General features: G+C 67.4%; 14 protein-coding genes. 8 read left to right on the top strand and 6 right to left on the bottom strand.

Translation table 11 applies throughout. The features are described 5' to 3' along the window. The first annotated feature begins 4 nt into the window (after positions 1–4). From VN779_RS20395 to VN779_RS20380, 4 genes are all read left to right on the top strand, one after another. A complete protein-coding gene (locus VN779_RS20395) occupies positions 5–1,828 on the top strand; it encodes a phosphoenolpyruvate carboxykinase (GTP) (protein WP_325725746.1) in 1,824 nt (607 codons plus the stop codon). Between the two features lie 149 nt (positions 1,829–1,977). Further along, entirely contained in the window at positions 1,978–2,739 is a 762-nt protein-coding gene (locus VN779_RS20390) for an isoprenyl transferase (protein ID WP_349260865.1), read from the top strand. Between the two features lie 259 nt (positions 2,740–2,998). Further along, entirely contained in the window at positions 2,999–4,336 is a 1,338-nt protein-coding gene (locus VN779_RS20385; protein ID WP_325725744.1) for a PhoH family protein, read from the top strand. 441 nt (positions 4,337–4,777) lie between these two features. Then, positions 4,778–5,407, top strand: coding sequence for a hypothetical protein (locus tag VN779_RS20380; RefSeq protein WP_325725742.1), 630 nt, complete (start codon positions 4,778–4,780; stop codon positions 5,405–5,407). A gap of 96 nt (positions 5,408–5,503) precedes the next feature. Here VN779_RS20380 and VN779_RS20375 read toward each other — a convergent pair whose 3' ends face one another. Both VN779_RS20375 and VN779_RS20370 read right to left on the bottom strand, forming a co-directional pair. Further along, positions 5,504–6,433 (bottom strand): hypothetical protein, encoded by a 930-nt coding sequence (locus VN779_RS20375; RefSeq protein WP_325725740.1) that lies wholly within the window; start codon positions 6,431–6,433, stop codon positions 5,504–5,506. Positions 6,434–6,604: 171 nt separating this feature from the next. Next, positions 6,605–8,254 (bottom strand): fumarate hydratase, encoded by a 1,650-nt coding sequence (locus VN779_RS20370; protein ID WP_325725738.1) that lies wholly within the window; start codon positions 8,252–8,254, stop codon positions 6,605–6,607. 115 nt (positions 8,255–8,369) lie between these two features. Here VN779_RS20370 and VN779_RS20365 point away from each other — a divergent pair, with 115 nt between their 5' ends. Together VN779_RS20365 and VN779_RS20360 are read left to right on the top strand one after the other, a co-directional pair. Next, on the top strand, positions 8,370–9,026 hold the full coding sequence (locus tag VN779_RS20365; RefSeq protein ID WP_325725736.1) for a DUF1707 SHOCT-like domain-containing protein: 657 nt from the start codon (positions 8,370–8,372) through the stop codon (positions 9,024–9,026). Continuing rightward, positions 9,023–9,463 carry an acyl-CoA thioesterase gene (locus VN779_RS20360; protein WP_325725734.1) on the top strand — a complete coding sequence of 147 codons (441 nt, stop codon included), beginning with the start codon at positions 9,023–9,025 and terminating at the stop codon, positions 9,461–9,463. The genes VN779_RS20365 and VN779_RS20360 overlap by 4 nt, the downstream gene beginning before the upstream one ends. Here VN779_RS20360 and VN779_RS20355 read toward each other — a convergent pair. Together VN779_RS20355 and glpX are read right to left on the bottom strand one after the other, a co-directional pair. Next, on the bottom strand, positions 9,454–11,478 hold the full coding sequence (locus VN779_RS20355) for an MFS transporter (RefSeq protein WP_325725732.1): 2,025 nt from the start codon (positions 11,476–11,478) through the stop codon (positions 9,454–9,456). The genes VN779_RS20360 and VN779_RS20355 overlap by 10 nt on opposite strands. A gap of 174 nt (positions 11,479–11,652) precedes the next feature. Then, positions 11,653–12,663: a class II fructose-bisphosphatase gene (gene glpX, locus VN779_RS20350; RefSeq protein ID WP_325725730.1), complete on the bottom strand. Its 1,011-nt coding sequence runs from the start codon at positions 12,661–12,663 to the stop codon at positions 11,653–11,655. Between the two features lie 169 nt (positions 12,664–12,832). Between glpX and VN779_RS20345 the strand changes: the two genes are divergently transcribed. After that, positions 12,833–13,408 (top strand): DUF4245 domain-containing protein, encoded by a 576-nt coding sequence (locus VN779_RS20345; RefSeq protein WP_325725728.1) that lies wholly within the window; start codon positions 12,833–12,835, stop codon positions 13,406–13,408. A gap of 95 nt (positions 13,409–13,503) precedes the next feature. On the opposite strand, the gene VN779_RS20340 is transcribed toward VN779_RS20345, so the two are convergent. Next, entirely contained in the window at positions 13,504–13,749 is a 246-nt protein-coding gene (locus VN779_RS20340) for an exodeoxyribonuclease VII small subunit (protein ID WP_325725726.1), read from the bottom strand. A 51-nt stretch (positions 13,750–13,800) separates the two neighbouring features. Between VN779_RS20340 and VN779_RS20335 the strand changes: the two genes are divergently transcribed. Beyond that, the gene (locus VN779_RS20335) at positions 13,801–14,283 is read left to right on the top strand and encodes a GNAT family N-acetyltransferase (protein WP_325725724.1); all 483 of its coding nucleotides are present in this window, start codon (positions 13,801–13,803) and stop codon (positions 14,281–14,283) included. A gap of 88 nt (positions 14,284–14,371) precedes the next feature. Here the strand turns inward: VN779_RS20335 and xseA are convergent, their stop codons facing one another. Beyond that, on the bottom strand, positions 14,372–15,577 hold the full coding sequence (gene xseA / locus VN779_RS20330) for an exodeoxyribonuclease VII large subunit (protein WP_325725722.1): 1,206 nt from the start codon (positions 15,575–15,577) through the stop codon (positions 14,372–14,374). Between the last annotated feature and the right edge of the window lie 69 nt (positions 15,578–15,646).

Below are 15,646 nucleotides of genomic sequence, written 5' to 3'. Positions count from 1 at the left end.
TGCGATGTCGTTCGCCCTTGCAGAATCCGTTTTGTCCGAGAATCCTCCTACCCGTCATCCGGGCTTGCTCTCCTGGGTGCAGGAGATCGCCGAACTGACCAAGCCGGAGCAGGTCGTCTGGTGCGACGGCTCCGATGAAGAGTGGACCCGGCTGACCGGCGAGCTGGTCCAGAAGGGCACCCTGCGGCGGCTGAACCCCGCAAAGCGGCCCAACTCCTTCTACGCGGCCTCAGACCCCTCAGACGTGGCCCGGGTCGAGGATCGCACTTTCATCTGCTCGCGGCGGGAGCAGGATGCCGGGCCGACCAACCACTGGGTCGCCCCTGCCGAAATGCGCGAAAAGCTGCACGGCCTGTTCGACGGTTCGATGCGCGGACGCACGCTCTATGTCGTGCCGTTCTCCATGGGGCCGCTGGGCTCTGAGCTCTCCGCGCTCGGCGTCGAGATCACTGATTCCGCGTATGTCGCGCTGTCCATGCGGATCATGACGCGCATGGGCGCGGCGGTCCTGCGCGAACTCGGTGAGGACGGCGAATTCGTCAAGGCCGTGCACTCGGTCGGCGCCCCGCTGGAGCCCGGCCAGGCCGATGTTCCGTGGCCGTGCAATCCGACCAAGTACATCACCCACTTCCCTGAGGACCGCGAGATCTGGTCGTACGGGTCCGGATACGGCGGCAACGCGCTGCTCGGCAAGAAGTGCTACGCGCTGCGTATCGCCTCGGTGATGGCTCGCGACGAGGGCTGGCTCGCCGAGCACATGCTCATCCTGAAGCTGACCCCGCCCACCGGCCAGACGCGGTACATCGCCGCCGGCTTCCCGTCCGCGTGCGGTAAGACGAACCTGGCCATGCTCTCGCCGACCCTGCCTGGCTGGAAGGTCGAGACGGTGGGGGACGACATCGCGTGGATGCGTTTCGGCAAGGATGGACGCCTTTACGCGATCAACCCGGAGGCCGGATTCTTCGGCGTCGCGCCCGGGACCAGCGACACCACCAACGCCAACGCGATCGCCACTTTGACTGAAAACACCATCTTCACCAACGTGGCGCTCACCGACGACGGCGACGTGTGGTGGGAGGGCCTGACCGAGCAACCCCCGGCGCACCTGACCGACTGGAAGGGCCGGGACTGGACCCCGGACTCGACCGAGCCGGCCGCGCACCCGAACTCCCGCTTCTGCGTCCCGGCGGCGCAGTGCCCGACCATCGCCTCGGAGTGGGAGGACCCGAAGGGCGTGCCGATCTCGGCGATCCTGTTCGGCGGCCGCCGCGCCACCTCCGTGCCGCTGGTCACCGAGTCGCTGTCCTGGCAGCACGGCGTCTTCCTGGGCGCGAATGTCGCCTCGGAGAAGACCGCGGCCGCCGAGGGCACCGTCGGCGAACTGCGCTACGACCCCTTCGCGATGCTCCCGTTCTGCGGCTACAACATGGGCGACTATTTCGCACACTGGCTCGAGGTCGGCGCCAACGCGGACCCGGCGAAGCTGCCGCGGATCTACTACGTGAACTGGTTCCGCAAGGCCACCGACGGCCACTTCCTGTGGCCGGGCTTTGGCGAGAACAGCCGCGTGCTCAAGTGGATTATGGACCGCTTGGACGGCCGCGCAGACGGCGTCGAGACGCCGATCGGCGTCGTCCCGACGCACGATGCGCTGGACCTAGAGGGCCTTGAGATCGACGACAAGGACCTCGATCAGCTGCTGTCCGTGGACACCGAGGCCTGGCGGCACGAGGCCGAACTGATCCCGCCGCACTTCGAACGGTTCGGCGACCACTTGCCCGAAGCGCTGTGGGACGAGCACCGCGCACTAAGGGCCCGGCTCGGCTGAGCGGTGTTCGATCGCCTCCGACGGATATCCGTCATCTGAGCGGATCTTCACCAGATCCTCACAGCCGCCTCGCTTCTTCGGGGGTTGGGGCGGCTGTGATGGTTATAGGGTTCCGCAGGAGAACCGCAGGCCGAGGAGAGGCGTCGGAGATGAGTGTGCGAGACCTCGTCTACGGCGTGTACGAAAAACGGCTGACCGCGAAGCTGGACCGGCGCCGCATGCCGCGGCATGTCGGCGTGGTCATGGACGGCAACCGGCGGTGGGCGAAGTCGGTCGGCGAACAGATCGCCACCGGACACCAGCGCGGCGCCGACAAGATCCACGATCTGCTCGGCTGGTGTGAAGAGGCCGGGGTCGAGGTGGTGACCCTGTGGCTGTTCTCGACCGACAACTTCAACCGGCCCGCCGACGAACTCGCCGATCTCCTACGCATCATCGAAGGTTCCGTACGCAGCCTCGCTGACACTGGTCGCTGGCGCGTACGTCCCCTCGGCGCCCTTGACATGCTGCCCGGCGATTTCGCCCGCACCCTCAAGGAAATCGGCGCACGAACCGCAGACAACCCCGGTCTGGTCGTTAACGCAGCCATCGGATACGGCGGCCGTCAGGAAATTGCCGACGCGGTACGTTCTCTGCTTCAGGAACACGCGGAACGCGGTTCTTCGATCGAGGACCTGGCACAGGTCATTGACGTCGAACACATCGCGCAGCACCTTTACACTCGTGGCCTGCCTGATCCGGATCTGCTGATCCGTACCTCCGGGGAGCAGCGACTTTCCGGGTTCATGCTCTGGCAATCCGCGCATTCCGAGTTCTATTTCTGCGAAGCGTTCTGGCCCGCGTTCCGCAAGATCGACTTTCTTCGGGCGCTGCGTGACTACAGTCTGCGCCAGCGCCGCTATGGAGCGTAACGCGCTCACACGTCCGAGGACTGCGCTGCAGGCCAGGCCGGAGACCGTTTTCACATAGGCCGCAAGGGGTAATGCCCTGGTATGACGTGTGACACCGGCCCCGCTGGCAGACCTCGTGAGGCTGCCGCGCACGGTCCGGTGATCAGCCGAAAACTCCTCGCCTGGAGCCGCCCCCCTTCCTTACCGTTGTGACCGGTGTGCAATTCCCACCCTCGTTCAGGGCGCGCCGGGCACGGCGCGCCACAGGGAGTCGTGCTAAGTGGCCGTTACACCCAAGCGCCGTTCCGCCCGTCCCGAACGGCGCACTTTCGTGCTGGACACCAGCGTCCTCCTCGCGGACCCGGCCGCGCTCACCCGCTTTGACGAACACGAAGTGGTCATCCCGCTCGTGGTCGTCAGCGAACTCGAAGGCAAGCGCCACCACCCCGAACTCGGATACTTCGCGCGCTCCGCGCTGCGGATGCTCGACGAGTTGCGCGTGAAGCACGGGCGCCTCGACGCGCCCATTCCGATCGGGACCGCGGACGGCACCTTGCGTGTCGAGCTCAACCACACCGACCCGACCGTGCTGCCGCCGGGATTCCGTCCCGCGGCCGCATCCCCGGACAACGACACCCGCATCCTCTCGGTGGCCAAGAACTTGGAGGCCGAGGGCAAGCAGGTGACCTTGGTCTCCAAGGACCTGCCGCTGCGGGTGAAGGCCGCCGCGGTAGGTCTGCCGGCCGAGGAGTACCAGGCGGAACTGGCGATCACCTCGGGCTACACCGGCATGGCCGAGCTCGAGATCGGCGGCAATGTGGTGGACCGGCTCTTCGAGGACGGGCGGGCGGAGATCGCCGAAGCCGCCGACCTGCCGTGCCACACCGGCCTGGTGCTGGTCTCCGAGCGGGGCAAGGCGCTGGGGCGGGTGACCGCGGACAAGCAGGTGCGGCTGGTGCGCGGCGATCGTGAGGCCTTCGGGCTGCACGGCCGCTCCGCGGAGCAGCGGATCGCGCTCGACCTGCTGCTCGACCCGGAGGTCGGCATCGTCTCGCTCGGCGGCCGGGCCGGCACCGGCAAGTCGGCGCTGGCGCTGTGCGCGGGCCTTGAGGCGGTCATGGAGCGCCGCCAGCACCGCAAGGTCGTCGTCTTCCGGCCGTTGTACGCGGTCGGCGGTCAGGACCTCGGCTACCTGCCCGGCACCGAGGGGGAGAAGATGAACCCCTGGGGCCAGGCGGTCTTCGACACCCTCGGCGCGTTGACCACGAGCGACGTGATCGACGAGGTGGTGGATCGCGGCATGCTCGAAGTCCTGCCGCTCACCCACATCCGCGGCCGATCGCTGCACGACTCCTTCGTGATCGTGGACGAGGCGCAGTCCCTGGAACGCAACGTGCTGCTCACCGTGCTCTCCCGGATTGGCTCCGGCTCGCGGATCGTGCTGACCCACGATGTGGCGCAGCGCGACAACCTGCGCGTCGGCCGCTACGACGGTGTGGTGGCGGTCGTGGAGAAGCTGAAGGGTCACCCGCTGTTCGCGCACGTGACCCTGACGCGCTCTGAGCGCTCGCCTATCGCCGCTCTGGTGACCGAAATGTTGGAGGATTTGTCGGTCTGATCGTGGTTTGATCGCGTCCGCGCGCGGGCTCGCAGATCCGAGGGACACCTCGTTATGTGACCCACGCCACAAAATCACGGCCCCGGGAAGCGATTCCCGGGGCTTTTTGCGCAGTTTTTGATCATCCAGCTGACCTGGTCCGGCTCGACGAAGCGTTAACGGACGTCCACAGACGGTGTAATTGGTGTGATTTAACCCACATCTGAAAGATTTGGGGTTTGCGCCAACAATCAGGCAGTGTCTTGGTTCGTCAGGCCCCCCGCACCGGGTTCTCCCAGCAATGAAGCGAACCGACCCGGCGCGCCACCCGAAGGTGTGTACTTCCGCCGCGGGCACGAGTCAAAAGGGGCGAGGCGCCGAGCGCGCATGGCAGAGCAGAGTCACAGCGCGGCCTGAGCGGCCGCGGCTTCGCCATGCCCGCCGGCAGACGGAAGGCTTTTTGTGCCCAGGCTCCGCCTGTCCATACCCGAGTCCATATCAGCGCACAAGCACAAAATCGCGGTAACCGCCGCGTCGTGCACCGCAGTGACCGGCGCCATCATCGGCGGCATCGCTGCCACTGCGTCGAATGCGAATGCGTCTACTGCGCCGGTGGCACATGTTGCCCGTATCGCAGTGCAGGCGCCCACGCTCCCGGCATCACCAAGTGCCAGCGCCAGCGTGACGCCGTCCGCGTCGCCCTCGAGCGCGAAGCCGACGCCGCCCGCGACCACCAAGGCCGCGGCCCCGGCTCCGGCGACCACCAAGCCGGCCCCGGTGGTCACGCATGTCGACCCCTACGCGGGTCTGAGCGCGTACCAGATCGCCGAGCGCATCGTGCCGTCCGGCCAGTTCGGCTGCTTCGACTGGATCGTCACCCGCGAGTCGGGTTGGGACGTCCACGCGACGAACCCGTCCAGCGGTGCGTACGGCCTCGGCCAGGCGCTACCCGGCTACAAGATGGCATCCGCGGGCTCCGACTGGCGCGACAACCCGGTCACCCAGATCAAGTGGACGCTGAACTACATGGACGAGCGTTATGGCTCGCCGTGTTCGGCGCAGTCCTTCTGGGAAGCGCACAACTGGTACTAAGCCGATCAGGCTTTGGCCGTGCGGTAACGTTTAACGCAGCAGCTTGACACAGGTCGGGCCGGTACGCTTCGTGCGTCCCGGCCCGGCCTGCTTCCACTACGGCTGTTGGCCGATCGCGCTTTCCAGAGCCTGTGCGTAAGGTCCCGCTGATTGTCGACCGATGCGCAGGCGCAGGCAGGCCGCGATAACGACAATCAGCGTGCCGCCGAGCGCCAACCAGAATCCTGCCAGCAGGGTGGTCGTGACCACATAGTTCGAATACAGCTGCGCCACATTCCAGCCGAGTAGGGACTGGCTGGGGAAGATCGCGCGGATGCCGATGTCGGGGAGTTCCGCCGCCTTAAACAAGAACGGGCCGAGCAGCCACGCCGCGGACAGGGCGCGCGACCGGACAAACCCGGCCGCGACCGCGAACCCGGCGGCCACGACGAAACTAGCGAGTACGCCCGCCTTGCCGAAGTTGGTGTGGGCGGTCCAGTCGCAGCAGTAGTAAGTGTGCAGCTGGCCGAGTTCTGCCAGGCCGTAGTGGTCCACGCGCCAGCTCATAAGGCCGGAAATCAGCCACAGCCCACCGCCGAGAACAGCTCCCCAGCCGAGGCACAGGACCCTGATCGCGCGCTTTTGCGCGCGCTCGGTGATTGCGGCGGGCGGCTCGCGCCGCAGCAGGTCGCGCAGCGCGAACCCGGCAAAGCCAGCGGCTGCCATCGTGGCCAATTCGAACGAGATGAAGACGATCATGGCCGTGCGCTCGTCTGCCGATCTCGTGAAGAGGGACGGCCGGAAATTGCTCGGATCGGTTGCCAACCAGGTCAGCGGCAGCGCGATGGCGAGTCCAAGCCCGAACACTCGGCTGCGTCGTATCAGAACGAGCGTGCCGACCGCCGCGAAGAGCAGTAGCACGTAACCCTTGTTCGCGTCCTCATTCGGAAAGGCGAACATGTACCGGTCGATGAGACTGTTGGTTGGAGCGATGGCCAGCCAGACCGGATGCATTGCCGCCGCCACGAAAAAGAGCACCGCGACCACGACGTACAACTGGTTCGGCCTGCTGTGCGGCGCCGCAGGCTGCGCCCAGCTGGACGGCGCCTCCTCGGACGGGCTCTGCGGCCCGGCGACCGCCCACGGATCACTTTGCGCCACGACGCGCCCCCCGCCTGATTCGGTATTGAATTCACCAGCCGCTCGGCTGCTGTTTTATCAGGGTCGCTGCCCGATCCGCAGCAACGGCTTGTCGTCGCCCGGGTTGGTGAAGAAGTCGTTGCCCTTGTCATCGACCACGATGAAGGCCGGGAAGTCCTCGACCTCGATCCGCCAGACCGCCTCCATGCCGAGCTCCGCGTAGTCGAGCACTTCGACGTGCTTGATGCAGTCCTGGGCCAGCCGAGCCGCCGGGCCGCCGATCGAACCGAGGTAGAAACCGCCGTGCTCCTTGCACGCCTCGGTGACCTGCTTGCTGCGGTTGCCCTTGGCCAGCATCACGTATGAGCCGCCCGCGGCCTGGAACTGATCAACGTACGAATCCATCCGTCCGGCCGTCGTCGGACCGAAGGAGCCCGAGGCGTAGCCCTCCGGAGTCTTAGCCGGTCCGGCGTAATAAACCGGATGATCCTTGATGTATTGCGGCAGCGGCTTGCCCGCGTCCAGCAACTCCTTGAGCTTCGCGTGCGCGATGTCTCGCGCAACTACGAGCGTCCCCGACAGTGACAGGCGCGTCTTGACCGGGTACTTCGCCAACTCCGCGCGTACCTCGCTCATCGGTCGGTTCAGGTCGACGCGTACTACGTCATCGTCTAGGTGTTCATCGGTCGTCTCGGGCAGATAGCGCGCCGGGTCGGTCTCCAGCTGCTCCAGGAACACGCCTTCAGCGGTGATCTTTCCCAGCGCCTGTCGGTCCGCGGAGCAGGAGACCGCAATCGCCACCGGGCAGGACGCGCCGTGCCGCGGCAGCCGGATCACCCGCACGTCGTGGCAGAAGTACTTTCCGCCGAACTGCGCGCCGATCCCGATGTGCCGGGTCAGTTCCAGCACCTCGGCCTCCAGTTCCAGGTCCCGGAAGCCGTGCGCCAGCATCGAGCCCTCGGTTGGCAGGCCGTCCAGGTACTTCGCTGAGGCGTATTTGGCCGTCTTGAGCGCGTACTCCGCGGACGTGCCGCCGACCACGATCGCCAGGTGGTAGGGCGGGCAGGCCGAGGTCCCGAGCGAGCGGATCTTCTCCTCGAGGAACCGCAGCATCGCCTTCGGGTTCAGCACCGCCTTCGTCTCCTGATAGAGGAAGGACTTGTTCGCCGAGCCCCCGCCCTTCGCCATGAACAGGAACTTGTACGCGGATCCGGACGCGGCGTACAGCTCGATCTGCGCCGGAAGGTTGGAGCCGGTGTTCTTCTCTTCCCACATGGTCAGCGGGGCCATCTGCGAGTACCGCAGGTTCAGCCGGGTGTAGGCGTCATACACGCCCTGCGCGATATGCGCCTCATCGCCGCCGTCGGTCAGCACGTTCTGCCCGCGCTTACCCATCACGATCGCGGTTCCAGTGTCCTGGCACATCGGCAGCACGCCGCCGGCCGCGATATTCGCGTTCTTCAACAAGTCGAGCGCGACGAACCGGTCGTTCGGCGAGGCCTCGGCGTCGTTCATGATCGAGGCGAGCTGCGTGAGGTGCGCCGGCCGCAGGTAGTGCGCGATGTCGTGCATCGCCGTTTCGGTCAGCAGTCGCAGCGCCGACGGCTCGACCTGCAGGAAGGTTCGGCCGGCCGCGGATACCGTCGAGACGCCCTCGCTCGTCAGCAGCCGATACTCGGTCTCGTCCGGCCCGAGCGGCAGCAGATCTGAATAAGCGAACTCGGGCATGAACAAGCCTCCTGTGACCGTACGTCTTAACGAGCCCGCAGCCTCGCGGCGTTGCCGACTACAAAGGAAGCCTATGCCCGCGCGTTCCGCGCCTCGCGCCGGGTAGCGTAGCGACGTGACTTCTCCTGCGATGCGTGGCCCGGAAGACCGCAGCCTCGGCCTACGCGCCTCCGACGCCGACCGCGAACACGTCGCCGAACTGCTGGGCCGGGCCTTTGCGGAGGGCCGGCTGAGTTCCGAGGAGCACAGCGAGCGGCTCGAGGCCGTGTACGGAGCGAAGACGATGGGGGAACTGCGGCCGCTTGTGGCTGATCTGCCGGTCGTGTTCGCGCCGCCGACCGCCACCGCCACATCTCCTGGCGCCGGGCTCGCCGACCTGTCCGCCGCGGATGCCGCGACGCGCTACAGCGGCGGAGAACCGGTGGTCGCCCTCTTCAGCGAGACGAAGCGGACCGGCCGATGGATTGTGCGCTCCGGCCTCAACGCGCGCGCCATCTTCGGCTCGGTGGAACTGGACCTGACCGAGGCCATGCTGGAGCAGCGCGAGGTCACCATCATCGCGAACGCTGTGTTCGGCGAAGTCATCATCCGGGTGCCCGAGGGCGTCATTCTGCACGACGAAGGCAGTGCGATCTTCGGATCGCGCAAGCTTGCCGCCAGACCCGGCACACAATTCGGCCCGGAGACGCCGGTCGTGCACGTACAGGGCGTCGCGGTATTCGGCAGCGTCGAGAGCAAAGGTCCGAAGAAGAAATGGCTCAAGGGCCGATGAGCAGCGAGACCACGAGCGCCGATTCGCCGGACAAGCCGCTCTACGTGCTCCGGTCCACGGTCTGGTTCGACGAGCTCGACATGGTGGGCGTCCTGCACAACGCGCGCTACGCGATCCATGTGGAGCGCGCCATGACCGCGCTCTACCACTCGCTGACCGGGCTTGATCCCTCGGACAGCTATGTCGTGGTCAAGCACTACGAGATCGAGTTCCTGCGGCCGTTCACCCGCGAGCGCGGCGAACTCGTCATCGAGGTCGGACTCGGTCGGCTCGGCCGGACCAGCGCGGTGTATACGTTCCGTTGCCTGTCTGAGGGCGACGATGGTGAGCAGGTCGAGCATGCGCGCGGTACCCGCACCATCGTGAAGGTCACGCGCGGAGATTTGCGTCCCACGCCATGGTCTGACGGATTGCGCGCTGCGGTAACTCAGCTCTGACGTGACATCACGTCCCGGTTCGGCGCGTCCAGCGAGTTGTCGGCGAGGTGGCGCAGCATCGCCAACAGGTCCGCGTGCTGCTCAGGCGACCAGCCGGCCAGCTGCTCCTGCAGGATCTCCGAGCGCGCGCTGGAGAGCTGGTCGATGATTTGCACGCCGGCCGGCGTCAGCGTGACCAGACCGGTCGCGTCGCGCTGCGCGAAACCGCTCGCGATGATCCCGTCGATCTTCGCGCGGACCTGTTCGACCGGCACGCCGAGCCGCCGAGCCGCCGCCTCGTCGGTGATCGGACCGACGTGGTAGAGCCGGAACATGCCGTACGCCTGCGGGATGGTGATGGCCACCCCGGCGCGCTCGATGACGGCTTCGTACCGGTCCCACAGGTTCTGCCGGCTGGTCAGCCTGGTCAGCGCGCGCTCGATCTCGTCCAGCGAGCTGCGGAAGGTCGGCAGGCCGGTGGCCTCGCCGAGCTCCGGCGACGCGGTAGCGCCACGCAGCGGCACTTCGCGCAGGAAGAGCGTGAGCACGAAGGCGACGAGCGTGATCGGCACCGCGATCAGGAACACCGTTTGCATCGACAGCGCGAAGATGTGCAGGAACGGTGCGGACTGCGCGTGCGGCAGCTGGTGGACCGAGGTCGGCGATTCGAGCGCGCGCTGCACCGGGAAGTCGCGCGGGAGCGTGCCGGTGGTCAGCCCGCCGGTCACCTTCGAGCGCAGCTGGTTGTTCAGGATCGTGCCGAAGATCGACGCGCCGAACGAACCGCCGATCGACCGGAAGTAGGTGGCGCCGGAGGTCGCCGTGCCGAGGTCGGCGTAGTCCACCGTGTTCTGCACCGCGATGATCAGTACTTGCATGGTCAGGCCCAGGCCGAAGCCGAACACCGCCATGTCGATGCCCATGAGTGTCGCGCTTGAGTGATCGTCGATTCGAGAGAGTAGATAGAGCCCGACCGCCATCAGAGCCGCGCCGACGATCGGATAGATCTTATATTTGCCGGTCCTACTGATCAGCTGTCCGCTGCCGATCGACGCGATCAGCAATCCGCCCATCAGCGGCAGCAGCCGCAGTCCGGACACGGTCGGCGAGTTGCCGTTGACCACCTGCATGAACAGCGGGATGAACGAGAGCGCGCCGAACATACACAGGCCGACCACAAACCCGATCGCCGAGCTCATCGAGAACACCGGGTTGCGGAACAGGCGCAGCGGCAGCACCGGCTCCACGACGCGCTGCTCCACGAGTACGAACCCGGACAGCAGCACCACCGCGCCGATCCCGCAGCCCCACACCTCCACCGAGTTCCAGGCCCAAGTGCTGCCGCCGAGGCTGGTGATCAGCACCAGGCAGGTCGATGCGGCGGCGAGCAGCGAGGTGCCGGCGTAGTCGATCCGCGGCCGCTCCTTCGGCGCCTTGGTCCGCAACGCGGCCGCGATGACGCCCAGAGCCACCACGCCGACCGGCAGGTTGACGTAGAACACCCAGCGCCAGGACAGGTTGTCCACCAGGAAGCCGCCGAGCAGCGGCCCGAGCACAGACGAAACGCCGAAGACGGCCCCGATGACGCCCTGGTACCGGCCGCGGTCCCGGGGCGGCACAACGTCCGCGATCACCGCCATGGCGAGCACCATCAGCCCGCCACCGCCGATGCCCTGGAACGCCCGGAAGGCGATCAGTTCCGTCATGTTGTGCGCGATCCCGCACAGCACCGAGCCGGCCAGGAAGATGACGATGCAGACCTGGAAGACGGTCTTGCGGCCGAACAGGTCGCCGAGCTTCCCCCACAGCGGCGTGGTCGCGGTCGAGGCCAGCATGTACGCGGTGACCACCCAGGACAGGTGGTTCGCCCCGCCCAGGTCGCTGACGATGGTCGGCAGCGCGGTGGACACGATCGTCTGGTCCAGGGCAGCCAGGAACATGCCGAGCATCACGCCGGCGAACACCAGCCGCACCCGGCCGGCGTTCTCCTCGAGCGGCGCGAGATCCGCGGCGGTCTCTGCCATCTGACCCGACATCAGCGCCTCCGCGGCGATCGCGAACCAATGAAGATAGTTGTTCCCTCAAACAGAGGTAACACCCGTATCTGCCCGGTGCCCGTTGGAAACGCTGAACGGATGAGTTGAAATGCCTCATGACGCGCTATGACGCGCTGGCCGGCGCGTACCGGCCAGCGCGTCGAGATCTAACGGCTAGCCGAAGTCGATGGCGCTGAACTTGCGCAGCTTGTCCAGCCGATGCTCCGAGTCGATGCGGCGCACGGTGCCGCTCTTCGACCGCATCACAAGCGAGGACGTTATCGCCCCGCCGGCGCGGTACCGCACTCCGCGCACCAACTCGCCATCGGTGATGCCGGTGATGGCGACAAACGCGTTCTCCCCGGTGACCAGATCATCCGTGGTCAGTACCCGGTGGAGATAGTGGCCCGCGTCCAGTGCCTTGCGCCGCTCCGCATCGTCGCGCGGCCACAACCGGCCCTGGATCACGCCGCCGAGGCACTTCATCGCGCAGGCGGCAATGATCCCCTCTGGGGTGCCGCCAACGCCAAGCAGCAGGTCGACTCCCGTGTCCGGGCGCACCGCCATGATCGCGCCGGCCACGTCGCCGTCCGAGATGAACTTGATCCGCGCCCCGGTTTCCCGGACCTCGCGCACCAGGTTCTCGTGCCTAGGCCGGTCCAGGATGACCACGGTCACCTCGGAAGGCTTGCTGCCCTTCGCCCGCGCGACCGCTCGCACGTTGTGCTCGACCGAGGCGGTGATGTCGACGGCCTCAGCCGCCTCCGCGCCGGTGACCAGCTTCTCCATGTAGAAGACCGCGGACGGGTCGTACATCGCGCCGCGCTCGGCCAGCGCGATGACCGCGATCGCGTTCGGCATGCCCTTGGCGTTGAGAGTGGTGCCGTCGATCGGATCGACGGCGACATCGCACTCGGGCCCGTCGCCGTTGCCGACGCGCTCGCCGTTGTACAGCATCGGGGCGTTGTCCTTCTCGCCTTCGCCGATCACCACGACCCCGTCCATCGAGACGGTGTTGATCAGGTGCCGCATGGCGCCGACCGCCGCGCCGTCCGCGCCGATCTTGTCGCCGCGGCCCACCCAGCGGCCGGCCGCCATCGCGGCGGCCTCGGTAACGCGTACCAGTTCCAGGGCCAGGTTCCGGTCCGGAAGCTGGGGGTTTTCGGTCTCGGACGTGCTGCTCATGGTGGTGTCCTTCCGCACGGGACATCAGAGAGGCGGCGGCGGCCGTTGAGGGGACGGCCGATTACTAGTCCGCTGATCTACTGCTCTACTGCTGATCTATTGATCGTAGCGACGCGGACAACCCGCCCCCGGTGGCCGGGCGCCGCCGCCGATCAGAGACGATGGAGACATGGCGAATCCGGTGGACATGGCGCGCCCGCGCCCGCGCAACTCGCGGCTTCGAACCACTGTCCGGGACATGATGCTTTCCCTGGCGGTGATCGCGGTGCCGATCATCCTGGTGCTCGTGCTCAAGCCCTCGAAGGCCGGGAACCCGGTGCACCCGGTGGACGCCACGACGTACCAGACCACGCTCGGCGCCGCCCGCGCGGCCGAACCGTTCGCCGTGCTCGCGCCGACCGGCCTCCCGGCGACCTGGACGCTCACCTCGGCCTACTACAACCCGGCCGGATCGGGCCCGGCCGAGTGGCACCTCGGCTATCTCACCCCGAGCGGTGGCTACGCCTCCCTGGAGCAGACCAGCGAATCCTTCGCCGGCTACCTGAGCGACCAGCATTCGAACGCGAGCCAGGAAGGCGCGGTACAGATCGCTGGCGCGACGCCGAGCGAATGGCAGCGCTACACCGGTACGTCGCCGGCCGGACTGCGCACGCTGCTCTACGCCCAGGACGGAAAGTCAACTGTGATCGTGGCTGGCAGTGCGCCGCTCGCGGACCTAGAGACGCTCGCCGCCGCCTTGCGCTGATCGGCGCCCATTGATGGGCACCACTCAACGCCCGGCGCTGACCGGGCTGGATTTGAGCAAAGCTGTCTTGACCAGTGCCGCTCTGACCAGGAGCGTCAGCCCTCTTCGCGGGCGGCGACCGCGGCGTCGAGCCGGGCCCGCGCGCCGTCGAGCTTGGCCTGACAATGCGCGGCCAGCGCTTCGCCGCGTTCCCACAGCGCCAGCGAATCCTCCAGCGAAAGCCCGCCGGCTTCGAGCCGCTGCACCGTCGCGACCAGTTCCTCGCGCGCCTGCTCGTAGCCGAGCCCGTTCAGGTCCCCGCCGTTGGAACCCGCGCCCGCGGAATTCGCTTCTTCAGCCATGAGGACAACGATAGGTTGCCGGGGCGACAGCTACGCGCAAGGAGGCCAACTGTGGGAATCGCGGCACGTCAAGCGGTGGTCGCCGACGCCGAGGAGCTGACCAGGCTGCGCGAGGTGATGATGTCCATCTTCGGCCCGATCCTCGACCACTCCTGGCGCGAACCGTGCATCGAGGCGTTCCGCTCCGCGCTCAGCGACCCGGACGGCCCCCTGCAGGCGTTCGTGACCGACGCGCCGGATCAGCCCGGCATGCTGGCGGCCTGCTCTGTCGGCGTGATTCAGCAGCGGCTGCCGGGCCCGGCCAACGCGACCGGCCAGATCGGCTACCTCCTCAGCGTGGCCACCGACCCGCGGTTCCGGCGCCAAGGCCACGCGCGCGCCGTCGTCTCGGCGACGCTCGACTGGCTGCGAGCCCGCGGCGTCTCGCGCGTCGACCTGCACGCCTCGGACCAGGGCGAATCGCTCTACCGCGACCTCGGCTTCCACGAACCGCGCGGCCTCGCGCTCACGGCCTGGCTCCCGTCGCTGCCCTAAGACGGGATCTCGACCCAGCGCCGGGCCGCGGCTCCTGTCTCGCGCTTGCGGTGTTGGCGCGGCACTCACAGAATCCCGCGCTGCGGCGCTAACTCACCGTCGCATTCAATGAACCGCCGGCCAGCCGCACTGCCAGTGCGTCGCCCGCTTCCACCTCCTCCGGCTTGCGCACCACCGCCCCGCCCTCGCGTTGCACCACCGCATAGCCGCGCTCCAGCGTCGCCAGTGGGGAGAGCGCGCGCACTCTGGCCAGCGTCTGCGCCAGGACCTCGTCGTCTCGGGTGACCTTGTGGCGCGCGCACCGATAGGCCCGGTCCCGCAGCGCTGCGACCTCTTGCGTGCGCTGGTCGAGCATCGCGTACGGCGCGGCTAATACCGGCCGGGACCGGAAGCCCTCCAGCGCCCGGTACTCCCGGTCCAGCAGTTGATTGATCGTGCCCCACAGCCTGCGCCGCGCCTGCGCGACCCGTTCCATCTCCTCGTGCACATCCGGCACGATCCGCTTCGCCGCGTCCGTTGGCGTCGAGGCGCGCAGGTCGGCGACCAGGTCCAGCAGCGGCGAGTCGGGCTCGTGGCCGATCGCGGAGACCACCGGCGTCTGGCAGGCGGCCACCGCACGGATCAGCTGTTCATCGGAAAAAGGCAGCAGGTCCTCGACCGAGCCACCGCCTCGCGCGATCACGATCACGTCCACCTCGGGATGCGCGTCAAGCTCGGCCAACGCAGCGGTCACTCCCGCCACCGCGCCCGCGCCCTGCACTGCCGTCTCACGCACCTCGAACCGGACGCCCGGCCAGCGCCGCTGCGCGTTTTCCAGCACGTCCTTCTCGGCCGCCGAGGCCCGGCCGCAGATCAGCCCGATCAGATGCGGCAGGAACGGCAGCGGCCTCTTCAGCCCGAGATCGAACAGCCCTTCCGCCGCCAGCCTGCGCTTGAGCTCCTCAAGCCGGGCCAGCAACTCGCCGATGCCGACCGGCCGCAACTCCTGTGCTTGCAGCGAGAACTGGCCGCGCGGCCGGTAGAAGGTCGGCTTCGCCCAGACCACGACACGCGCGCCCTCGGACGGCGCCGGCACGACCTTCTCAAACACGCTGCGGTAGCACGTCACGCTGACCGACACGTCATGCGACGGATCACGCAGCGTCAGAAATACCATCCCCGCGCCGGGCCGCCGACTGATCTGCGTGATCTGACCCTCGACCCAGATCGCGCCCAGCCGGTCGATCCAGTCGCCGACCATCTTGGTGAGGGCCGAGACCGGCACCGGTTGCTCGAACGAGGTTTGCAGGGCCATGTCACAACGGTATCGGCCGGCGCCGACACGCAGATCAGAACCGCGCGGCGAGAAAAGTGTGCGGGAGAT

The organism is Actinocrinis sp., from assembly GCF_035605935.1.
Classification (GTDB): domain Bacteria; phylum Actinomycetota; class Actinomycetes; order Streptomycetales; family Catenulisporaceae; genus Actinocrinis.
The sequence above is the reverse complement of the archived record's forward strand: the minus strand, read 5'-3'. Positions and strand labels throughout refer to the sequence as shown.